General features: G+C 69.7%; 21 protein-coding genes and 3 pseudogenes. 11 read left to right on the top strand and 13 right to left on the bottom strand.

The window, feature by feature from the left end:
- Window positions 1-143: 143 nt before the first annotated feature.
- The 7 genes from ACFRU2_RS00340 to ACFRU2_RS00310 all read right to left on the bottom strand — a co-directional run bounded on the left by ACFRU2_RS00340 (window position 144) and on the right by ACFRU2_RS00310 (window position 7360).
- Complete coding sequence (locus tag ACFRU2_RS00340) at window positions 144-497, bottom strand: PRC-barrel domain-containing protein (RefSeq protein ID WP_382966337.1); 354 nt, start codon at window positions 495-497, stop codon at window positions 144-146.
- A 225-nt stretch (window positions 498-722) separates the two neighbouring features.
- Window positions 723-908 (bottom strand): hydrophobic protein, encoded by a 186-nt coding sequence (locus tag ACFRU2_RS00335; RefSeq protein ID WP_351370368.1) that lies wholly within the window; start codon window positions 906-908, stop codon window positions 723-725.
- Window positions 909-1071: 163 nt separating this feature from the next.
- A complete protein-coding gene (locus ACFRU2_RS00330) occupies window positions 1072-1890 on the bottom strand; it encodes an SDR family NAD(P)-dependent oxidoreductase (protein WP_382966336.1) in 819 nt (272 codons plus the stop codon).
- Window positions 1891-1989: 99 nt separating this feature from the next.
- Entirely contained in the window at window positions 1990-4230 is a 2241-nt protein-coding gene (locus ACFRU2_RS00325; RefSeq protein WP_382966335.1) for a catalase, read from the bottom strand.
- Between the two features lie 62 nt (window positions 4231-4292).
- Window positions 4293-5477, bottom strand: coding sequence for a zinc-dependent alcohol dehydrogenase (locus ACFRU2_RS00320; protein ID WP_382966334.1), 1185 nt, complete (start codon window positions 5475-5477; stop codon window positions 4293-4295).
- A 247-nt stretch (window positions 5478-5724) separates the two neighbouring features.
- A complete protein-coding gene (locus tag ACFRU2_RS00315; protein WP_382966333.1) occupies window positions 5725-6381 on the bottom strand; it encodes an HAD family hydrolase in 657 nt (218 codons plus the stop codon).
- Window positions 6382-6394: 13 nt separating this feature from the next.
- Window positions 6395-7360 (bottom strand): LLM class F420-dependent oxidoreductase, encoded by a 966-nt coding sequence (locus ACFRU2_RS00310; protein WP_382966332.1) that lies wholly within the window; start codon window positions 7358-7360, stop codon window positions 6395-6397.
- 240 nt (window positions 7361-7600) lie between these two features.
- Here ACFRU2_RS00310 and ACFRU2_RS00305 point away from each other — a divergent pair.
- The 8 genes and pseudogenes from ACFRU2_RS00305 to ACFRU2_RS00270 all read left to right on the top strand — a co-directional run.
- Window positions 7601-8023: pseudogene (locus ACFRU2_RS00305) on the top strand (PP2C family protein-serine/threonine phosphatase); the annotation flags it as partial.
- 99 nt (window positions 8024-8122) lie between these two features.
- The gene (locus tag ACFRU2_RS00300; protein ID WP_382966331.1) at window positions 8123-8524 is read left to right on the top strand and encodes an ATP-binding protein; all 402 of its coding nucleotides are present in this window, start codon (window positions 8123-8125) and stop codon (window positions 8522-8524) included.
- A 285-nt stretch (window positions 8525-8809) separates the two neighbouring features.
- A complete protein-coding gene (locus ACFRU2_RS00295) occupies window positions 8810-9127 on the top strand; it encodes an STAS domain-containing protein (RefSeq protein ID WP_382966330.1) in 318 nt (105 codons plus the stop codon).
- A 188-nt stretch (window positions 9128-9315) separates the two neighbouring features.
- A complete protein-coding gene (locus tag ACFRU2_RS00290) occupies window positions 9316-9768 on the top strand; it encodes an SRPBCC family protein (RefSeq protein ID WP_382966329.1) in 453 nt (150 codons plus the stop codon).
- Window positions 9761-11353 (top strand): phytoene desaturase family protein, encoded by a 1593-nt coding sequence (locus ACFRU2_RS00285; RefSeq protein ID WP_382966328.1) that lies wholly within the window; start codon window positions 9761-9763, stop codon window positions 11351-11353. Before ACFRU2_RS00290 ends, ACFRU2_RS00285 begins: the two co-directional genes overlap by 8 nt.
- A gap of 51 nt (window positions 11354-11404) precedes the next feature.
- Window positions 11405-11740 carry a hypothetical protein gene (locus ACFRU2_RS00280; protein WP_382966327.1) on the top strand — a complete coding sequence of 112 codons (336 nt, stop codon included), beginning with the start codon at window positions 11405-11407 and terminating at the stop codon, window positions 11738-11740.
- Window positions 11741-12457: 717 nt separating this feature from the next.
- Window positions 12458-12874 (top strand): hypothetical protein, encoded by a 417-nt coding sequence (locus tag ACFRU2_RS00275; protein WP_382966326.1) that lies wholly within the window; start codon window positions 12458-12460, stop codon window positions 12872-12874.
- A gap of 246 nt (window positions 12875-13120) precedes the next feature.
- Window positions 13121-13621 (top strand): hypothetical protein, encoded by a 501-nt coding sequence (locus ACFRU2_RS00270; RefSeq protein ID WP_382966325.1) that lies wholly within the window; start codon window positions 13121-13123, stop codon window positions 13619-13621.
- A 245-nt stretch (window positions 13622-13866) separates the two neighbouring features.
- Here the strand turns inward: ACFRU2_RS00270 and ACFRU2_RS00265 are convergent, their stop codons facing one another.
- The 3 genes and pseudogenes from ACFRU2_RS00265 to ACFRU2_RS00255 form a co-directional block, all read right to left on the bottom strand.
- Window positions 13867-14964: a glutamate--cysteine ligase gene (locus ACFRU2_RS00265; RefSeq protein ID WP_382966324.1), complete on the bottom strand. Its 1098-nt coding sequence runs from the start codon at window positions 14962-14964 to the stop codon at window positions 13867-13869.
- Window positions 14965-15047: 83 nt separating this feature from the next.
- Window positions 15048-15167: pseudogene (locus ACFRU2_RS00260) on the bottom strand (iron-containing redox enzyme family protein); the annotation flags it as partial.
- A gap of 313 nt (window positions 15168-15480) precedes the next feature.
- Window positions 15481-16145 (bottom strand): annotated as a pseudogene (locus ACFRU2_RS00255) (HemK2/MTQ2 family protein methyltransferase).
- Window positions 16146-16494: 349 nt separating this feature from the next.
- On the opposite strand from ACFRU2_RS00255, the gene ACFRU2_RS00250 reads away from it, so the two are divergent.
- On the top strand, window positions 16495-17223 hold the full coding sequence (locus ACFRU2_RS00250; RefSeq protein ID WP_382966323.1) for a VOC family protein: 729 nt from the start codon (window positions 16495-16497) through the stop codon (window positions 17221-17223).
- Window positions 17224-17396: 173 nt separating this feature from the next.
- Here ACFRU2_RS00250 and ACFRU2_RS00245 read toward each other — a convergent pair whose 3' ends face one another.
- A complete protein-coding gene (locus tag ACFRU2_RS00245) occupies window positions 17397-17624 on the bottom strand; it encodes a DUF6479 family protein (RefSeq protein ID WP_382966322.1) in 228 nt (75 codons plus the stop codon).
- Window positions 17625-17766: 142 nt separating this feature from the next.
- Here ACFRU2_RS00245 and ACFRU2_RS00240 point away from each other — a divergent pair, with 142 nt between their 5' ends.
- A complete protein-coding gene (locus ACFRU2_RS00240; RefSeq protein ID WP_382966321.1) occupies window positions 17767-18393 on the top strand; it encodes a flavodoxin family protein in 627 nt (208 codons plus the stop codon).
- A 24-nt stretch (window positions 18394-18417) separates the two neighbouring features.
- Here ACFRU2_RS00240 and ACFRU2_RS00235 read toward each other — a convergent pair whose 3' ends face one another.
- Entirely contained in the window at window positions 18418-20190 is a 1773-nt protein-coding gene (locus ACFRU2_RS00235) for a SpoIIE family protein phosphatase (RefSeq protein WP_382966320.1), read from the bottom strand.
- A 234-nt stretch (window positions 20191-20424) separates the two neighbouring features.
- Here ACFRU2_RS00235 and ACFRU2_RS00230 point away from each other — a divergent pair, with 234 nt between their 5' ends.
- Window positions 20425-20796: a hypothetical protein gene (locus ACFRU2_RS00230; RefSeq protein ID WP_382966319.1), complete on the top strand. Its 372-nt coding sequence runs from the start codon at window positions 20425-20427 to the stop codon at window positions 20794-20796.
- Window positions 20797-21320: 524 nt separating this feature from the next.
- Here ACFRU2_RS00230 and ACFRU2_RS00225 read toward each other — a convergent pair.
- The gene (locus ACFRU2_RS00225; RefSeq protein WP_382967781.1) at window positions 21321-21497 is read right to left on the bottom strand and encodes a DUF5133 domain-containing protein; all 177 of its coding nucleotides are present in this window, start codon (window positions 21495-21497) and stop codon (window positions 21321-21323) included.
- Window positions 21498-21663: the final 166 nt, after the last annotated feature.

Genomic DNA, 21663 nt, shown 5'->3' with positions numbered 1-21663 from the left:
GGGGGGGGGGGGTTGTTGGCCGGGAGAGGGGGGGGATTTTTCCCCCCCAAGAGAAGGGGGAAAACCCCCAAAACCCCCCCCGGGGGGGGGCCCCCCTCCCCCCCCCCCCCCCCCGCCCTGGGGTGTGTGGGTCCGCGACCCAATTAGAGGTGGTGCGGGCCGTCGTAGTAGCCGCCGACCTGGCGGTGGTAGTCCGTGTCGTGGAGGTGCTTGTCCTTGTCGAACTCGGGAGCGTTCTTGATCTGCTCCTTCGTCCGGTCCACGTAGATCTTCTCGTCGTTCGCGTCGATCCGACTGATCGTGCCCGCCGGCAGAAGGACTTCCTTGCCGAAGATCCACGGGCCGGTGTCGACCACGATGTAGGACGAGCCGACCTCATCGGAGTGCTTGTCGACCTTGCCGATGGAGCCGTCGCTCGCCTCGACCTTGTATCCCGTCAGATCCGCACCTGCCAGACGGTCAGCGGACTCGCGGTAACCCCAAAAATTCTCAGTCATGCAAAAACAACTCCTCGGGGCAATGGAAAGCGCACGGAACCCCTTCCGCGGCTCTCCCTTTTCCGTACTGAGTACACGGCGGACATTGCGTTCCGCCCTAACCTTCGCCTGCCCCGCATGTTTGCGGCTACACCCCTCGACGCCCATCCAGGACCGGGGCGGCCGTCGACCCTTGGTGGGCAGGCCACCGCCATGCCAAATCTGAGCCGCGACTCTGCGAGGCAGCTACCAGCGATACCACCGGCCGCTGCCACCCTTGGGCCTGGCGACGAATCCGATTAGCCACAGTACGAGGACTGCGATCGCGACCCACCACAGAATCTTGATAGCGAAACCCGCACCAGCGAGAATCAGAACCAGCAGAAGAACGAGAAGCAGGGGAACCATAGTTATCAACCTCCGAGCAGTCATCTGCCCGACCATCCCTCGAACATGCACACGAAACTTAATCGTTCTTATCGATACAGAAGATGTGTGAGCCGACGACGAATCACAACTGTGTTCACGTGGATGATTCCGGTGCTTCTTCCACGGCTACGGGCCAAGCGGGCGAGAGTTCCACGGTGCGAGCCAACTACCGGGGCGGGCGTGCTCGGATGCGCTCAGTGCGGGCGATGTGCGTGACGATGGGCGGGAGAAGAGCCCGGACGGGTTGGACGGCACGAAGCCACCCGGGCACGTACACGGATGCTTTGCTCCGTTCCGCGGCGGTGGCCAGCCGGTCCGCGACGTGGCTTGTCGAATGCACCTTGCGGGCGTCGGTGCCCCTGATCATGTCGGTGTCCGTCCAGTTGATGTAAGCGACCCTCACCGCGACATCGCGGTGCGCGAGTTCGGCCCGCAGGGCATGGGCGAAGGACTCGGCTCCGGCCTTGGAGGCGCAGTAGGCGCTCATGAGGGGCGAGGTCCCCATCGCCGCCAGCGAGGCGACCTGCAGGTAGTAGCCGTGGGTGTCGAGGAGGTCGCGGAGAAAGCAGCGGGCGGTGACCGCGCTGCCGATGAGGTTGACCTCGATGACACGCCTCCAGACCTGAAGGTCGGAGTCGGCGAACGGGCCGCCTTCCGCGACGCCGGCGTTGGCAACCACCAAGGACACCGGTCCGAACCGGGCCCTGACCTGCCGGGCCGTATCGGCCATGTCCGCGGCGTCGGTCACGTCGACCTCCCAGCAGCCCGCCTCGTTGTGCAGGGACGCGGCAACCTCACGCAGCCGCTCTGCTTCCAGGCCGAGCAGGGCAAGCCGCGCACCGCGGTCATCGAAGGCCTTCGCGGCGATGATCCGCCGCCAACTCGGTGCGGCGCTCTGCCCGCTCCACCCGGTCCGGATCGGCAGCCGGCGCGTTGGAGCCGGTGCCCGTGCGCGACGGCTCGCCAGGCCGACGGCCGTGCTCATCGACCATCGCACCCCTCTCCGGCATTTCGGGTGCTTCCTGCGGTCTGGCGGAGCATTCACGAGGTCCGCCTGAGCCCGCTTCCCGGCGTTTTGCCGAGATCAGAGGGCGGGCGGGAACCTGTCCCAGGCCCGGTGCTCGGCCAGGGCAGCGGCGACGGTCCCGACTACTGCTGGACCGTCCTCACCCAAGGCGATGCCCGGCTCGTTCACGGCGATGCCGGCCGTCTCGAGGAGTTGCTGGGCACCGTTCCAGCCGCCGAGGGCTTTGCCGTGGCGGTACGCCTCGGCAAGGAGCAGCAGCACGCGCGGGTCGGGGGCTCCCGGCGGCTGGGCCGTGCCCGCCTTGGCATCGCGGGCGCCGTAGGCATCCGCAGCCGCCTCGGGAGTTCCGGCCAGGAGGAGGGCGTCGAATTCGACGGATCGGGCAGCGGCGAAGGTGCGTTGGACAGCGACCGGGTCGCCGTCGGGGTCGAGGGTGCCGCCGGTCGGTGCGATGACGAGGGGCACCATGCCCGCGTCCAGGATCGCTTGCCGTGCGGTTCGTACGCCGTCAAGGTCGGCGTCCGGGCCGGCGATGATGCCGATCACGCGCCCGTCCGTCGGCCAGGTCCCTCCCATCTGGGAGAGCGCGGGGCTGGGGTCAGCTGCAACGAGCGGCACCGTGGCAGCGGGCGCCGGCAAACCGAGGCCCTTGGCCACCTCCGCGCACAGGTGCGGGTCGATGTTGGCCAAGACCTTCAGGGTGCGTTCCTTGATGGCCTGCTCGTAGCACTTGTTCAGCTCGAAGGTGTAGGCCGCGACGATGTGTTCGCGCTCGGTACGGGTCATGCTCAGCCAGAACAGCCGGGGTTGGGTGAAGTGGTCGGAGAAGGAGGCGGGCGCTTCCCGCACCTTGCTCGCCGCCGGAACCTTCACCGGCGTCTCGATGAAGGCGCTCATGTCGGCGCCGGCGAGGAACGGGCAGCCGCCGTCAAGGCTGTTGGGGTGGTACGGGGCGACGCCGGTGTGGACGGCGCTCTGGTGCATGCCGTCGCGGAGCATGTCGTTGACGGGGGCGTGGGGCCGGTTGATCGGGATCTGGCCGAAGTTGGGGCCACCGAGGCGGCTGATCTGGGTGTCGAGGTAGGAGAAGAGGCGGCCCGCGAGCAGCGGGTCGTCGGTGACGTCGATGCCGGGGACGAGGTGGCCGGGGTGGAAGGCGACCTGCTCGGTCTCGGCGAAGTAGTTCTTCGTGTTGGCGTTCAGGGTCATCAGCCCGATGGGCTGGACCGGTGCCAGCTCCTCCGGAACGAGCTTCGTCGGGTCGAGGAGGTCGATGCCCTCGAACATCTGGTCCTCGGTGTCGGGGAAGACCTGGATGCCCAGCTCCCACTGCGGAAACGCGCCCGCCTCGATCGCGTCGAAGAGGTCGCGGCGGTGGAAGTCGGGGTCCATCCCGCAGATCAGCTGTGCTTCCTCCCAGACCAGGGAGTGCACGCCCAGCTTGGGCTTCCAGTGGAACTTCACCAGCACGCTCTCGTCGACCGTGTTGACCAGCCGGAAGGTGTGGACCCCGAAGCCCTCCATCATGCGCAGCGAGCGGGGGATGCCGCGGTCGGACATGTTCCACATGGTGTGGTGGGTCGCCTCGGTGTGCAGGGACACGAAGTCCCAGAACGTGTCGTGCGCACTCTGCGCCTGCGGGATCTCCCGGTCCGGATGGGGCTTGCCGGCGTGGATGACGTCAGGGAACTTGACCGCGTCCTGGATGAAGAACACCGGGATGTTGTTCCCGACCAAGTCGAAGGTGCCCTCCTCGGTGTAGAACTTCGTGGCGAAGCCCCGGGTGTCGCGGACTGTGTCGGCGGAGCCGCGCGAGCCGAGGACGGTGGAGAACCGCACAAACACAGGGGTCTCCACGCCCTTCGCCAGAAAGGCGGCCTTGGACACCTCACCGGCCGCGCCGTAGCCCTTGAAGACGCCGTGAGCGGCCGCGCCCCGTGCGTGGACGACCCGCTCCGGGATCCGCTCGTGGTCGAAGTGGGTGATCTTCTCGCGCAGATGATGGTCCTGGAGGAGGACCGGGCCGCGCGCTCCAGCCTTGAGCGAGTGATCGGTGTCGGGCAGTCGGGTGCCCTGGGCGGTGGTCAGGTACGCACCGCCCTGCGCCATTCGCGCTTGGTCCGCGCCGGTCGGCCGGCCGGTGGGGCTCACCGTCGCGGGGCCTTCTTGATCCGCCTTGGGCGGCAGCGGCTCCGTCGGCTGCGTAGGTTCGGCCACGGTGGGCGGGACCGGTCCCGGCTTGCCCGGCAGACCGCCCTCGCCCGACTCCGGTGCCGCGGGGGTGTGCTTCCTAGCCATCTCTTCTCCTCAGTAATGTCCTGTTGGACCAGCCATGACCTGGCTGGCGGTCGACCGGCTTCTCAGGGGGTGAAGAGAACCTTGACGGCGCCGTCCTGCTTCTTCTGGAACATCTCGTACGCGTCCGGCGCCTGTTCGAGGGGCATGCGGTGAGTGGCGAAGTCGTCGACGCCGAGGGGGTCCCCGTTGCTGAGGAGGGGGAGGATGTCGTCGACCCAGTGCCAGACGTTGGCCTGTCCCATGCGCAGTTGCAGCTGCTTGTCGAACATGGTCAGCAGGGGCATCGGGTCGAGTGCGCCTCCGTACACGCCGGACACCGAGATGGTGCCGCCGCGGCGGACGAGGTCGATGGCGGTGTGGAGCGCGGAGAGCTGGTCCATGCCCGCGTGCTTCATCAGCGGCGCGGCCAAGGTGTCTGGCAGGTGGGTGGTCATGCTCTGGGCTGCGGCGGCGATGTGGCTTCCGTGGGCTTCCATGCCGACGGCGTCGATGACGGCGTCAGGGCCCCGCCCGTCCGTGAGCTCTCGAACCGCCTCGGCCAGGCCGTCTCCGCACTCCCGTAGGTCGAGGGTGTGGAAGCCGCGCCGGCGGGCGCGCTCCAAGCGTTCGGGGACGAGGTCGATGCCGATGACGGTTCGGGCACCGCGGTGAGCGGCGATGCGGCAGCTCATGTCACCGATGGGCCCCAGGCCTAGAACGACGACGCTGCCGCCCGGCAGCACGGATGCGTACTCGACGGCCTGCCAGGCCGTGGGCAGTACGTCGGACAGGTAGATGAAGCGGTCATCGGCTGGTCCGCCGGGAACCGGAATCGGCAGGGAGTTGCCGAAGGGGACGCGCAGGTACTCCGCCTGGCCCCCGGGAACCTGGCCGTAGAGCTTCGTGTAACCGAACAGGGAGGCTCCGCTGCCCTGTTCGTGGACCTGCGTCGTCTCGCACTGGGACTGCAGCCCCTGGTCGCACATGAAGCACGAGCCGCACGAGATGTTGAAGGGGATCACGACCCGGTCCCCCGGCTTGACGGCGGTGACCTGTGGTCCGACCTCCTCGATGATGCCCATGGATTCGTGTCCCAGGATGTCGCCGGGGTCCAGGAAGGCGCCGAGGACCTCGTAGAGGTGGAGGTCCGATCCGCACAGGCCGGTGGTGGTGATTTTGACGATCACGTCGTCGGGGTCGCGGATCGTGGGATCGGGGACGGTGTCGACGCGTACGTCGCGCTTGCCGTGCCAGGTGAGTGCTCTCATGACGTCTCCTTGCCGCAACCGCACGGCTTCGGTTTTGTCCGGGTTATCCGCAAATCCTTCAGGGTGCGCGTGCCCCCGTGCGTGCCGGCCAAGCGGATCTCCCGGGCCTTTCGCCGGCCGCTACCAGACCGGGCACTGCGGGTGAGCAAGGGTGCGGCCGCGTCAGGCGGAACCGTTGTGCAGTCGCCGGTAAATACCGACTTTCGACCGAGGGCGCTGGTGCCGGCTGGTCGTTTCAGGGAGGTATCTAGGCGAACGGGCTGTCGCTGAGAGCTGTCAGAAGGTGGTCTGGGTCGCGGTAGACGGCGGACGCTCCAGCTCCTTCGAGGTCCGCCCGAGCAATCCCTCCGCACAGCAGGCCGACGGCGGTCACCTCGGCGCGGTGTGCCGCCGTCATGTCCCAGACCGAGTCACCGACGAACACGGCACCGGAGGGGGGCACCATCGCCAGGTCGAGGGCGTGCCGCACGGGGTCGGGGGCCGGCTTGCCCTGCTCGACGTCGTCGGAGGTCGCGGTGTCGGTGATGGCATCGTCCGCTCCGATGGCCGCGCGCAGCGCCTTGAGTTCCCGGTCCTTGGCCGAGGTGACGAGCAGCACCTTCCAGCCGGATCTCGACAGAGCGCGGAGGAGTTCGGCAGCGTTGTCGAAGGCGGGAAGCCGGTCGAAGTGGGTGGCGTAGAGGGTGTCGTGGGCGGCGCTCATCCGGTCGTCGTCGCCGTGGTCCCTGTCCTTGCCCAGGAGGTGGTCGAGGAGGTCTTCGCCTGGCAGGCCGATCGCCCGGTGGACGGCGTGCATGGGTACCCGGTGTCCGCTCTGGCGTAGCGCTTCCCACCAGGAGACGACGTGCAGGTGGTTGGTGTCGGCGAGGGTTCCGTCGACGTCGAAGAGGGCGGCACGGCTCATGATCGGGGTCTCCTCACAGGTTCCGCAGTGCGGGCAGGAGCTTGGTCTCGGCCCACTCCAGGAACGGCTCCTGCCGATCGCCGCCGATCTGGACGAGGGCCACCTCGGAGAATCCCGCTTCCGCGTATGGCCGCACCGCGTCCACGAAGGCGTCCACGTCGTCGCCGCAGGGAATGCTCGCGGCGACGTCTTCGGGCCGGGTGTGCTGCGAGGCCTGCTCGAAGCCGGCGGGACCGGGGAGTTCGGCGTTGACCTTCCAGCCACCCAGCGCCCAGCGGAACTGGTCGTGGGCGCGGGCCACCGCCGCGTCACGGTCGGTGTCGTAGCAGACCGGTAGCTGCCCGACCCGGGGTTTGCCCGCGCCGCCTTGGGCATCGAACAGCTCCAGGAGTTCACGCTTCGGTTCCGTGGCGATCACGAGATCGCCGTACCGGCCGGCGAGCTCGCAGGAGCGGGGCCCGGAGACGGCGATGCCGATCGGGGGCGGCTCGTCGGGGAGGTCCCAGAGCCTGGCGTTCTCGACGTCGAAGTGGGCTCCGTGATGGCTCACGTCCTCGCCGGTGAACATCCGCCGGATGATGTCGGCCGCTTCCTCCAGCATCTCCAGGCGTACATGGGCGGCGGGCCAGCCGGCACCCACGATGTGCTCGTTCAGGTTCTCGCCCGAGCCCAGACCCAGCCGGAACCGTCCCTCGGAGAGGATCTGCATCGTCGCCGCCTTCTGTGCGACGACCGCCGGGTGGTAGCGGAAGGTCGGGCAGGTCACGTAGGTCATGAGCGGGATTCGGGAGGTCGCCTGCGCGGCTGCTCCGAGAACGCTCCAGGCGTAGGGGGCGTGGCCCTGGGACTCCAGCCAGGGGAACGAGTGGTCCGAGATGACGGAGAAGTCGAACCCCGCCCGCTCCGCTCCCACCACGTGGGACACCAGCTCTCGCGGCCCAGCTTGCTCGGTCATCATCGTGTATCCGATTCGCACCATATCCGGCGCCTAACCGCACAGAGAGGGATGAAACCCTCGCGTTCTTCCCTGTGACCGCGTAGACCTCTTCCAGAACAGGGCCCGCCCCGTCCGCCGCGCCCGTGGACTCCCTCGCTGTCGTGGCGCGCAATCTGCGGGACCGCTTCGGGGCACGGTACGTGTCGTTCCTGTTCGTCGACGTCGTCGGCCGGCGCCTTCTGCGCGTTCACGACACCGCGGCCGTGGACGATGAGGACCCGGACGATGGCCACCGGCCAGCTCCTGCGCATCGCCCTCGACGGCAGCAGCACCCAGCTCGTCAACGCCGGCCACCCCTGGCCCCTCCTCCTGCGCGAAGGCGCGGTCACCGAGCTGCGCCTGGCCGTGAACCTGCCCTTCGGCTGCACCGGCCTCACCGGCCCCTACACGGTCCAGGACCTCGACCTACGAGCCGGTGACCGGCTCCTCCTCCACACCGACGGCATGCAGGAACGCGACGCCGCAACCGTCGACCTGCCCGCGCTCCTGCGCAAGACCATGGCCGAGCACCCGCGTGAGGTCGTACGTGCCCTGGTCGGCGCGGTCAGCGACGCCTATGACGGGGCGCCGCCGAAGGACGATGCCACCGTGCTGTGCCTGGACTGGCACGGCCCCCACGATGGATGTCCCCGAACAAACGCCTGACCCAGATGGGCGGACAAAGACCAGCGCAGGCGGCCGCAATGGGGTGGAAAGGCGCAGAGGGGGCAGGCGCCCCGTACGCCCCCTAGGGATGGAGACTTCGTGGTCCCGCCAGTGCTCGTCCTGGACCGGCCCGTGCCGCGCACCGACCGGCCCACCGCGACAGCCCGGGGCGCCACCGCCGCCTTCCTCCACCGCGCCGCCCGAGTCCGACCGCCCGGCCGGCCCGAGTACTCCGACGCGGTCCTCCTGGTCGTAACCGAGCTCGTTACCAACGCGATCCGGCACACCGACGGGCCCGCAGCCCTCCACCTCGAACTCCACGACGACCACATGAAGATCAGGGTCGCCGACACCAGCCCCACACCAGCGCAGCCCCACACGCCCCGGACCGACGGAAGCGGTGGCTACGGCTGGCACCTCATCGACCATCTCACCACCCTCACCCACACCGAACCCACGCCTTCCGGCGGCAAGACCATCTGCGCCCACGCCCCCTGGTGAGCCGGAGCACCATGGCCCGGAGCGGCCGCGCCCCTGGTGGGAGTACTCGGCCTGGGACGGTCTGGCCTTGGCGCCGGAGTCGTGGCACGCTCGAAGGACAACCAGCCTGGTCTGGTGGGAGACCCCGCGCCGCCTGGTAGGCCACCTTGAGCGGCCGGTGGAGGGTGCGGGTGGTCTCGCTCGGCTTTGCACGGCCCGAGTCGGTCGTGCGCTTCACGGCCTTCTCCGCCCGAATCCGGGAGCCGACCGTAATGGGCTCCGATCCGATTGGCGGATCAGACAACCATGCCCCCCACCCTGAGCATCGAGACCTCCACGTCTTCGGGGCCGCAGACCGTCCTGACCATCACCGGGGCGCTGGACATGGACACTGTCCCGCGCGTCACCGCGGCCACGGACACCCTCGTCCTAGTCGGCCGCATCCTCGTCCTGGACCTGTCCGCCGTCACCTTCATGGACTCCAGCGGCCTCAACACGCTCCTGACACTCCGCAACCGCATCGAAGCCGAGCAGGGCACACTGCGGCTGCAAGGGGCCCCTGAGCAGGTTCTGCGCCTCCTGGACATCACCGGCGCCCGGGACCTCTTCACCCTCACCCCATAAGCGGTTTTCGCCCCTGCCGGGCGCCAACTCCAAGGCCCGCTGGAAAGTTTGTGGAGAATGCCGTCCGCGAGCTCCTGACCCGAAGCGTGAAGGAACGTCTTCTGGACAGAAGCAGGTGGCGGGGCCACTGAGTTCCCGCGTCGTACCTGTGCCGCGGCGACGGCAGGGCAAGAGCAGGAGGAGGTCACATGGCCGTCCGCCATCAACTCATCCACCGTTCCCCTCGCGCGACGTGGGCCGTGTTCGCCGACCCCACCCTCTACGGGAAGTGGGTCGTGGGCCCGTCCGAGTCCACGCCGCTCGATGACACCTGGCCCGCGCTCGGGTCCCGGCTCCGGTACACCGTCCGGCTGGGGCCTTGGTCCGTCGAGGGAGTCACGACCGTCCGCCACCAGGAGGCCGGCAGAGAACTGGAACTGGAGGCCTCGTTCAAATCCGCGGGTACGGCGCGGATCCTCCTCCAGCTCAGGCCCTGGGGCGAAGAAACCCTCGTCGTCTGCGACGAGCACCCCCTGCGCGGCCCGGGAGGCGTCCTGCACAACCCGGTGAGCGAGGCGGCCCTCCAGCTCAGGCATCGGGGCATGCTGGCCCGACTGGCCCGGGTCGTTGAAGAGCAGCCCGCGGAGGTGCTCCGTGCCTGACGCGGTGGTGATCGGCGCCGGCCCCAACGGACTCGTCGCGGCGAACCTGCTCGTCGATGCCGGATGGACCGTAGAGATCCTCGAATCCCAGGGGGAGCCCGGAGGCGCCGTACGCAGCGATCGCGGGGTGCACCCGGACTACGTGTCGGACCTCTTCAGCGCCTTCTACCCACTCGCGGCCGCCTCTCCGATTCTGGCCCGTCTCGACCTCGCCGAGGAGGGCCTGCGCTGGAGCCATGCCCCGTCGGTGCTGGCCCACCCCCTGCTGGACGGCCGGTGCGCGGTCCTGGAGCGCCGGGTCCAGGACACGAGTGCGGGTCTGGCGCAGTTCGCGGCCGCCGACGGCGAATCATGGCAGGACATGTACCGGGCATGGAGCCGGATCGGGCCGGATCTCGTCCAGGCCCTGTTCACGCCGTTCCCTCCCATCCGCTCCGGGCTCCGGGCAGCCGCGAAGCTGCGCGCCTCCGGGGGGCTGCGGCTGGCGCGGAAGCTGGCCCTGCCGGTGCGGCGCCTGGGCGAGGAGGAGTTCTCCGGCGACGGAGGGCGGCTGCTGCTGGCCGGCAACGCCCTGCACGCCGACCTGGCCCCCGAAGCGGCGGGGAGCGGCGGCTTCGGCTGGCTGATGTCGATGCTCGCCCAGAGCCACGGCTTCCCCGTCCCCGTCGGGGGCGCCGGCGCCCTCACCGATGCCCTCGTGAACCGCCTCCGGCGCCGCGGAGGCGTTCTGCGTTGCGGGGAGCGCGTCACGTCCGTTGTCGTACGGAGCGGCACCGCGGTCGGAGTCCGGACGGCGGGCGGGGAAACCGTCGGCGCACACCGGGCCGTACTGGCCGACACCTCGGCGCCGGCTCTGTACCGCGAACTCGTCGGAGAGGAACACCTGCCGTCCCGCCTCGTGCGGGACCTGGAACGCTTCCAGTGGGACTTCGCAACGTTCAAGGTCGACTGGGCCCTGACGGGTCCCGTGCCGTGGAGGGCCCCGGGCGCGGCCGGGGCTGGGACCGTCCACGTGGCCGACGGCGTGAACGGTCTCACTCGCTTCGCCTCGCAGATCGCCATGGGACAGGTGCCCGACGAGCCGTTCGCCCTCTTCGGCCAGATGACCACAGCGGATCCCAGCCGCTCCCCCGCAGGCACCGAATCGGCCTGGGCCTACACCCATCTCCCGCAGCACATCACCGACGACGCGGGCCCGGACGGCATCACCGGCACATGGGACACCCGCGAGCAGGAAGCCATGGCTGACCGCGTCGAAGCACAGGTGGAACGCTTCGCACCCGGATTCCGTACCCTGATCGGCGCCCGCCGCATACTGGCTCCCACCACCCTCCAGTCCATGAACGAAAACCTCCACAACGGCGCCATCAACAACGGCACCACCGCCCTCCACCAGCAACTGGTCTTCCGCCCCACACCGGGCACCGGCCGCCCGGAAACACCCGTGAAGAACCTCTACCTCGCCTCCGCCGCCGCCCATCCCGGCGGAGGAGTCCACGGCGCACCCGGTGCGAACGCCGCACGCGCCGCCCTGCGCTCCCGCAGCGGCGTGTCCACGCTGCTGCGGCGCGCCCAGCGCATCTGACTCCCGGTTCTTCGCAGTCAACCGGCGTTTCCGTGAAAGGAGGAGCGTTTGATGTCGCGAAACCCCTCGCTGGAACACACCGGGGACGGACGCTATGTCGTCATCGACGGCAGGCGCTGGCGGGCCTCCGACCCAGACCTTCCTCCGGATATTGCAGGGCGGCTGCGGAGGCACCTGATGGCGGCCCGGCGTGCCGTCGGCGCTGTCCTGCGGGCGCAGGACGAGAAGGCAGAACGCGGAGCCAGGCGCCGCGTCCAGACGGCCAAGGTCGCCCTCGGGGAGCGCGGCGCCCCGTGGTGGGACCAGACCAGTGCGGAGCGCCGGGCGCGCTGGATGGAGGGGCTCGCGACGCTGGACGGGGAGTCGGGTCCTGGGCAAGGGAGGTGAGGGCGCCCTGCGACGACAGTCAGCCGCTGGGAGCACAGGCCCGCCTCGATGATCTGCACCGGTCGCCTAAGGCTCCATCAACCGAAGGCTGCGGTCCAAGCCCTTGTCCCTGCTCACTTCTGATTCGATGACAGCAAGGACACGGCACTCGCGTGGAGACGGAGGGAGTGGGATATTTGCCCCCGGTGAGCGCCGTGAAGGTCCCGGTGCGAAACCACTGTGGGGGCGGAGCTGCTGGCGAGGCACCTCCGCCCAGCCGCGGGCGTTGGAGAACGGAGGCTTCCGCCCGGCGGCCCCTCAGGGATGGTTCATAGGATCGCCTGCCCGCATAGGACCAGGTCAACCATCCCACGATCCACCGGGGCACGAGACGGCTGTCCCGTCCCACTGAACCTTGACCGATCTCACTGAACTTTGACCGGCCGCACTGCGGGCCGGCCCGTGGGCGGCGGGAAGTCGGGGGGGCGGGCGCGGCTTCAGACGCTGAGGTGGCCCGGCCCGAGGACCGGGTTGGCACGTTCAGTGCTTGTCACTCGTGCCGGGATGGCGCACTGTTTCGGCTCTGGGCGTCGATGAGCCGGCGTTCGTGACGGAGGTTCGGATGGGGAGGGACATATGAACAGGCGTGATCTGGTGCGTTTAGTGGGTCGTCGGGCAGCGCTGCGGTACCTGCTGGCCGGGGTCGCTGCTTCCGCCGTGTCAGGTTGCGGAAGTCCGGTGGAGAAGGCGATCACCGCGTTCGCCAAGGGTTCCTGGAGGTTCACGACCAATGCTGGGTTCGACGGGGTATTGACCATCACCGGCGACGGGAAATGGTCGGAGACCCGGTTGGGTCTTTCGGGCCGGTGGGAGTACGACCCCTCCCGCCTCAAGATCATCATGGACGGCACCGACAGCGAGAACGCGGAGCCGTACATCATCCCGTCTGTTCCCGAACCCGCCAAGGACGCCCTTTCCCGGGCGTACTCCATGAACGGCGGCTGGTCACAAAGCGTCGGCGACAAGGTGAAGGCACGCCGGGACAAGGATGCCGTGATCCTGGAGTTCGAGGACTTCTCGGACGGGAGCGCGGGCTCCCCCGAGCACATCGAGTCCCTGATCTTCACCCTGACCCGCCTGGAAGGCGCAACCTGACCTTGGCACGCGCGGCGAAGGCATCACCCACACCCCGGCCCCGGCCCCGGGGGCAGCTCTTAAGACCAGTCGCAGGTGCGCCAGGAGATGGGTCATGGGCGTGCCGAAGCGGGGGCAGCGATGGGCAGCCCGGGGATCGTGGCCGCAGTGATGTTCCTTCGGAACAGGACTCGATCGGAGGCGGGTGCGCGCGGTCACGACGGTGTTCTGTAGGGTCGGCTGCCTTACTGATCACGGGGGTAGCCGATGTTCTTTTCCACGGTGCGTGGTGCGGCGGTGCTCGTCGGCATAGCGGCATTCACCGTCTCCTGCGGCGCGAACCCGACGTCCGCGCCGGCCACAGATGTGTCCGCCTCGTCTGCGGCGTCGCCGTCGTCTCAGGGGGCCGCGAGTACGGCGCCCACGGCTTCCGGTAGCGGGTCCACCTCCGGCGCGCTGCCCGCGGAGAGGGTCCGAGATGCCTTCTCGGGGCTCCAGGCCACGCTGAAAGACTCGTGCACGCCGGGCAACTGTGCCTATTTCCTCGGGCGGGTCTACGACGAACTCCATCGCATGGACCGCGCGATGAAGGCGGACCCGAAGGGCCCCGGACACTTCCCCGAGCCGATCTCTCTGATCGCCAAGCTCGACACGGCACTCGATGGCGACCATGCCTTCGACAACCTGAAAAGGCACCAGACACTGTTGATCGGCGCCCGGGACAAGATCAACGTCTGGATGCAGGCCCACCCTGACGACTACCGCTGACGGACGTGAGTAGGAGGCGCTCTGGCTCCAGCCAGGCTCACAAGCCGACGTGCCCCAGGCCTTCACCCACCAGCCCCGGCCCGCTCCCAGCCCAGCCACCCGGCATTTCCTAGCCGCCACCGGCGGCGACATGACGCGGCGGCGGGCGAGGCGAACCGAGTCGGCGCCGGTTCGTCTCAACGTAGTAGTCCGCCCACGTCAGCGGCCTACCGTCGACTGGGTTCGTTGAGACAGGACACCGGTACTCAGCCTGAGGGCATGGTGTTGGTGAGCAGGCCGGTCAGCGCCGGAAGCCCTCCGTCGGCCAGGGCGCGGCGCTGACGGTCCGCGGGCGTGCCCTCCCGCAGCAGCCGGTGCGACAGGGCGCTCACCTCCCGGAGGTCACCCGCGTCTTCCAGGGCCGGCGTGATGTGGCGGATCAGGGCGCACAGTATGTCGCCACTGCTCCCGGGCCGGCCGTCTGCTCCCATGAGGGTGTCGTTCAGCCCGTAGCGGGCCGCGTGCCAGGTCGCGGCCTGGAGGACCTCCGGATCACATGCGGCGGCCGGCGCCATACCTGCCTTCTCCTCGGTGATCGCCGTGGCGACCAAGGCCCGTACGGCACCGGCGATCAGCACGGCGTCCTCGGCCCTCAGCTGTACGTCCGGGCAGCGGATCTCGATGGTCGGATAGCGGTCGGACAATCGTGCCTGCCAGTAGACCTGTGCGCGGTCGGCGATCGCTCCAGAGGCCACCAGTGTCTCCAGGCGGCGTTCGTAGTCGGCGAGGCCGTCGAAGTACGGCGGCGGGCCGCTGACGGGCCAGCGGCTGAAGACGATGGTGCGCCAGCTTGCGAAGCCGGTGTCCCGTCCGTCCCACAGCGGCGAGTTCGCCGACATGGCGAGTAGGGTCGGCAGCCACACACGGATCCGGTTCAGCACTGCGACGCCCGTTTCCGCGTCGGGAATCCCCACGTGGATGTGCATCCCGCAGATGAGCTGCTCATCCACCAGTTGGCGCGCCGTGTCCCCCATCCTCAGGTAACGGGACGATCGGGTGACGGGGACAGGTTGCATCCCTCGGACCGGTGCCGCGCCGGTCGCCGCGACCCGGCACCCGTTGGCCTCGGCCGCCGAGGCCAGCGCATGACGCAGCCGCAGCAGGTGGCCACCCGCCTCGTCGAGGCTCCAGCACACGGGCGTCGCCACCTCGATCTGCGCCTGAAGCAACTCGCTTTGCACCTCGCCCTGTTCGGCGAGGGTTCCAAGGCCTGCCGTGCGGCGGACCTCTTCCACCAGCGGAGTCGGCACGGCGGTGTCCGGGTCCAGCAGCAAATACTCTTCTTCGACTCCTAGCGTGATCACCTCCTGCGGCTACCCGCCCGCTCCTTGATCACCCCTTGCCCACCCGGTCCCTTGGCATCGCGGCTACGGCAAACCAGTGCGCGCTCGGCGTAGAAGTGCTCGACGGCCGGCACGGCCCCGCAGGGCCGCATGGCCTTGGCCAGGCGGCGGGATCCGGGTGAGGAAGTGACCTCGACGCACGCGAAGTGACCGACGAGGGCTAGCGGCCGTAGGTGGGATCCAGAGGGAGCGCAGGGCGGCGTACTCGCGCAACTGCTAGAGCTCGCCCTCGATTTCGAGGTGGTGGCTGAGGCTGTCGGAGAGGTCCACGGGCGCCACGAGGAGCGGGGCGAAGGCTTCCTCGATGGTCCGGGGCGCCGAGCTCAGGGACTGGACCGGACCACGGCGTCGGAGAGCCCGCCCCGCCCTTCGACGAGGCAGGGGCCGGCGGAGGTCGCGGTGGTGCTCGGGCCGGTCGGGGTCGTCAGTCCCCGGGGCGCGCGGGAGCGGCAGCCCTCGGCAGTGTCGTCACTGTCGTCAGTGAAAGCGGGCACGGATCACCACCAGCTCTTCCCATTCCTCGGCCCCGGCCGCCAGCCCCCGGTGCTCCAGCCAGGTCCGGCGCGAGCGCAGGACGGGACCCCAGGGCACCTCCGCCCTCACGGTGACCTCTGCGGTCATTCCCGCCCCGGTCAAGAGCTCGAGGGTCTGGCTGGCTCCGCACATGCCGGAGTGGACCATGAGGAGGATTCCGCCGGGCCGCAGCATGGTCGAGGCGCCGGCACAGATGCGGTCGATGACCGCCCGACCATCGGGCCCGGCGTCCCAGGCCCGCTCCGGTCCGGTCGAAGGCGGCCGGATCCTGGAGCCGGCACGTACGGGGGGTTGGAGACGACCAGGTCGAAGCGGCGCCCCGCCGTACGGGCCTCGAAGTCCCCGTGCAGCACGCCCAGGGGAAGCCGGAGCATCCGGGCGTTCAGCCGGGCGGTGACCACTGCCGGCCAGGACACGTCGACCGCCGTGACCCGGGCGCCCCTACGCGCGGCCTGCAGGGCCAGCGCGCCGGTACCCGTGCCGATCTCCAGGACGTCGGTGCTCGGTCCGAGCTCCTCCAGCGCGAGCGCCTCGGCGAGGAGCGAGGTGTCTGCCTGCGGCTGGTAGACGCCCGGCAGGGCTACGAGACTGCCGGGCAGTGTGGCCAAGGAGAGAGCAGTACTGGGCACCCGTACCTCCGGTGTCGCTGCGGCCGCGAGCGGGCCGCAGGGTTTGATCAGGTACTGCGCCTGCCCCGGTGGGCGCGGCGCATCCGGGAAGACGTCGATCCTCAGAGGATCAGACGGAGATGTGCGAGCAGCACCCACCGGATCCCACGACGTATGTCGGCCCGCAGCCCCGCACCCGCCCCGGCGACACGAGACGGCACACGCCACGGGCGGCGGCCGCCGGGTCTACGGTGGAGACGTCCCCTGCGAGGAGAGCGCCATGATGCGACCCGAGGCTGCGCCGACAGCGAGTCGTGAGGTCACCGGCGCACCCTGCTGGGTGAGTCTGATGACCCGGGATCTCGATTCCGCCCGGCGCTTCTACGGCGCCGTGCTGGGCTGGAGCTTCCGCGACACCCAACTCGGGGAACGCTTCTCCCTGGCCTTTCGTGACGGTGCTCCGGTCGCCGGCTTCGGGACTTTCGCCGACGATCTGTCCCTGCCCGCCGCCTGGACACCGTACTTCGCCGCCGCCGACTCCGACCTCGCCGCCGACCGTATCCGAGAGCGCGGCGGGACCGTGGCCGTCGGTCCCCTGGCCTTCGCCACAGGACGGGCCGTCCTGGCCGCCGACCCTGCGGGAGCGGTCTTCGGGCTCTGGCAGGGCGAGGTCCTCAGCGACTGGCGGGTGGGTCACGGTCCCGCTCCCGCCTGGCTGGAACTGCGGACGCGCGACGCGTTCGCGGCCGCCATCTTCTACGGGGAGGTGCTGGGCTGGGCGGGCGAGGCACCCGGAGCCTGCGTGGCGGCGTACGAACACGACCACGTCGTCCTGCGGCACGGCAGCGACACGGTCGCACGGATCAGTGGCGGCGCACTGGACGAGGACCCCGATCCCCACCTCCGCCCCCGGTGGCACGTCCATTTCCGGGTACCCGATCTGGAGGCCGCCGTCGAGGCAGCCACCCGTGCGGGCGGGAGTCCCGCCTCGCCCGTGGAAACCTCCGTCACCGACCGGTGGATCACCCTTCGCGACCCGGCGGGCGCCCTGTTTACGGTCCTGGCACCCCAGAGTTGACCCACGGTGCCCGGTACCTCCGTGGTCAGCGGCCGCGGGCTTTCCTGAGCTGCTTGGTCATCATCGAGCGGCCCTCGATGCCATCCGCGCATCGTGCAAGAGCCGCAGAATGACACCAAGGCACGGCACGGCTCCTGCGTGCACGCACGTGGGAGGGGGCACGGCAAGTTCAGCTATCCGCGCGGTGTCTGCCCGGCGCCGTCGTCGGGCGTCTGCCAGGAGTCCTGGCGCCCCCGCGCCGCGGCATTCTGCTGGACCGGCTGAGCAGGGGGCTTGCGCCGTGCGCTGCGCTGGCTGCCGTACCAGAACGCTCCGATCAACAACAGGGCCACGACGACCCCGATGATGATCAGAAGCAGCGAGGTGAAGGCTTCGGCCGCAAGGATCTCGGTTCCCGTCATGCCCGGCGTCTACCCCCGATCCAGACGCCTACGGAGTAGCGGAACTTTCGGACGGCTGCCCGAAGCGCGGCAGGTGGCAGGTTGGCGCGTTGGCGACCGGGTGGACGGGATACCGGGCCGGTCCGCGGGTAGCCGCAGAACCATGGACACCACAGACACCACCCCGCTCCGCGCCGTAGCCCTCGTCTGCACCCTCTCCCCCTCCCCGAAGCCGTCCAGCTCCCAGCTGCTCGCCGAACAGACCATGGCCGCGCTCGCCGACCACGGGGTGACGGGCAAGACCATCCGGATCTCCGACCACGACGTGAAGACCGGCATCAGCACCGACCTCGGCAACGGAGACGCCTGGCCTGAGATCCGCGACACGATCCTCGGCTGCGACATCCTCATCCTGTCGACACCGATCTGGCTCGGCCACCCCTCCAGCGTCGCCCAGAAGGTCATGGAACGCCTCAACGCGGAGATCTCCGAGACCGACGACGAAGGCCGCATGCTCACCTACGGGAAGGTCGCCGCGGTCTGTGTCGTCGGCAACGAGGACGGCGCCCACAAGGTCAGCGCCGACCTCTACCAGGGCCTCAACGACGCCGGCTTCTCCCTCGCTCCCAACGCGGTCACCTACTGGGTCGGCGAAGCCATGCAGAAGACCGACTACCAGGATCTCGACGAGACCCCCGAGAAGACCGCCACGACCACCAGGACCTTGGCCGCCAACACCGCCCACCTCGCCCGGCGCCTCAAGACAGCCCCCTACCCGCCCCTCTCCTGACCCGCGGAGACCGGCGCAGCAGCGTCAGCTCGTGGGAATGCGGACCGCGAACAGCACGGTGTCGTCCTCGGCCTCACGCGGACCGACCGTGTCCAGGAGGGATTGCAACAAGGCGGGCAGCGGGATTCCGGGTGGTGCCGTGGCGAGGAGGTGGGCGAGCAGGCCGATGCTCGCCTCGATGTCCTCGCCGCGTTCCTCGACCAGCCCGTCGGTGTAGAGCAGCAGGGTGCTGCCGGGGCCCAGGGATCGGCTGGAGCAGGTGCGGGGGCTCGGCGGCAGGGCATGGTGCAGGAGTACGTCGTGCTGCGTCAAGCTTTCCACCACGCCGTCCGCGGCAACCAGCAGCGGGGCGGGATGGCCGGCGTTGCTCCACTTCAGATGCCAGTAGCCGTCGGCCGCCGGACGGATGTGCGCGTGGACGGCGGTCCCGCTGGCCGGGAGGTCCAGTCGGCGGCAGGCCTGTTCGAGGGCGGTGAGGGCTTGCTCGGGGCCCTTGCCGGGGTGGTCGTGATCGGCCTGGCGCAGCATGCTGCGGACCTGCCCCATGAGGGCGGCCGCCCGCATGTCGTGCCCGGTGATATCGCCCACGGTCAGGGCCAGCCCTCCCGTCACACCGCCGTTCGGCACCCCCGGCAGCGGGTAGGCGTCGTACCAGTCACCCCCCACCATGTCGTCCCGCGCCGCCGGCCGGTACAGCGCGGCCAGTTCCAGGCCCGAGGCGGCGGGGAGTTCTGTGAGCATGGCCCGCTGGAGCTGCCGGGCGGCGGTGACCCGTTCGTCGAGGTGCAGGGCGCGCTCGACCGCCTGGGCCGTGTACCCGGCGAGCGTGGTCAGCACCGCCCGCTCATCCACGCCGATCGCGTAGGGGGCGTCCCACCCCAGGACCAAGACACCCAGAACCCCGCGTGCTCCGCGCAAGGGCAGGCAGACGGCAGTCGCAAGATCCTGGGTGACGAATGCGGGGCTGGCCAGTGGTGCGCCGCTCGTAGCGTCTGCCTCCGGCGGTGCATCGACGACGACCATCCGTTTCTCCCGCACCGCCTTCGCGGCCGGCCACGGCGAAGCAAGATCAAACGACTCGGGAACGTCAGGCCACGCACCACCGACGGGGCTGTGGACGTGATGAAGCCTTCCCTGCCCCAGGAGAACCAGGTCGATGCAGGCGGGCTTGAGGTCACCACTGACCAGGTCTCCGACACGCTGGCGCACGTCGGCCAGGCCCTTGGTGTCGGCGAGGTCTTCCGACGCCCGCAGGAGCAGCTCGGAACGGTTCAAGAGCGCCTGCGCACGATGCGCCTCCCCCTCGGCTGCCTGCACAGCGTCCTCGGCGGTCTCCCGGGCCTGACGCCCATGTTCAGCGCGATTCCGCAGCCGCATCTGGGCGCTGCAAGCCGCCGCCAGGTCCGACAAATCCTGTACGTCGTCCTCGCTCCACACCCGCGGCGAGGGGTCCACGACGGCAAGAACGCCCAGGACCTCGCCGGAACCTCCTACGAGGGGCACACCGGCGAACGCAAAGGCTGCCGCACCTGTCCCAGCCCCTACAAGGAACTGAGGGCCTCCGCTTTCAGTGACCCGCCGACAGCACTCCAGCACCTCCGGAGCGGGATTCTCTTCAGGCGGCCAGCACTCGGGGCGCGCCCCTGCCGCCGCGCCTGCGGGCTCCAGCCAGACGAGGCCGAGCGGGGCCACCAAGATCCGGGTGGCGAGCCGGGCGAAGCGATTCAAGCGTTGCCCTCCAACGATCCTGGGCGAAGCCGGGCGAAAGAGCTTGTCGCGACCTTCACCTGGGGCCATCTGCCTCGGGTACCCCCATTTTAGGCGGGACAGCGTCGGGAAGCTCAGCCACCCGTGGGCGGCCGAGTTTCGATGTGCGACTGTCGCGCTCGACCAAGCGGGCGTGTGCCTCGGGCGGCGCAGGGTAGCCGCGCGACATGCCCCCTTCAGTGACAGCACGCTCAGTCTCCTGACTGGGTCGGCCTCCAGCTCTCCGACGCCGAGAGCAGCGAGACGGCACGCGACTGCACGGCCATGGTCGACGGCTTCGCCACGCCCGGCCCCCGGCACCTACGGGCCCGCCGGGCCCGTGCCCGCCAGGAGAAGGCCGTCGCCGCCGCCATCGCCGGGATTCGCGAGAAGCCCGGGTCGGACACCGAGCCGTCCGCTCTGGAGGCGGTGGCCCGGCACCGAGACCTGGTCCCCCAGGGCGGTGGTGATCCGGCCCGCGGCCACCGCTGCCCCGGCGAGGACATCACCATCGCCACGCTGGCCACCCTCGCCACCGAACTCGCCCACCTCGACTACGAAGTCCCCGACCAGGACCTGACCATTCCCTGTCCCGCATGCCGCCGGCTCCCCGCAGCGGATTCGTGCTCGCCTGCCCGTGACACCGCTTGGAGATGAACGTCAAGCCGGCTCCGCAGCTGCTGCAAGATGGTTCAAGTGAGCGAATCTACTGAGCAGGTGCAGACCACGGATCGTCTCTGGCAGGAATTCCGCCAATCACCCTTCCCCGGTGGCGTCTTACGCGCGCGCGATGCATCCGCCTGCCGACCGGCCTTCACCCGCCCCGCACCACTCAGACGAGGCGCGCGGCCTGGCCCACAACCACCTTGCTGCGAAAACGTTCTGACGTGAAGTCAATAAATTTCTGCACAGGAGTTTGCATGGCGGCCGCGGGGTCAGACGCGTGGACAGCGGGGTCCGCAGCTCTCACGGGCGGGCCGCCGCCCGGAGCCTGAGTCACACACCCCCGAGGTGCGGGCCAGGCCCCCCGGCACCACCTCTGCCGTACGGGATCCGCGCGGCACCCGGGTACCACCGCCCCGGCCTCCTCCCCGGCCGGGGCACCCCGGAACCCGGACAAGCCCCCGGCCCCAGCGCTCAGACCGCTGCCGCCGGGCAGACGGATCCCCGCGGCAGCGCCATCAGTGGGAGTCGAGCACGGAGTCGTCGAGTGCGCCCGCGCCGGGCAGGCGGTGCCGGGCGGCCATCAGCGCGGCGTGCACGTCGGCCGTGCCCGTGGCCACGCACAGGGCATGCTCGACGTCCCTGATCGTCAAGTGGCCGTCGCCTACCCTGCCGATCACGGTGGAACCCAGCATGCGCACGACCACGCCCTTCCATCGCGACTCCTTGGGAGCGTCACGAGACCAGGCCAGCCCGCGGCACGGGCACGCCCGCCCCCAGGGGTGCCCCGGCCGCCAGCACCGGGCGGCCACGTCCCTAGCGTCCCGGCAGTCCACGTGCACACAAGCAAGGCATGCTGAG

Source organism: Streptomyces sp. NPDC056883 (assembly GCF_042788835.1).
Classification (GTDB): domain Bacteria; phylum Actinomycetota; class Actinomycetes; order Streptomycetales; family Streptomycetaceae; genus Streptomyces; species Streptomyces stoeckheimensis.
This window is presented reverse-complemented; position numbering and strand designations above follow the sequence as displayed.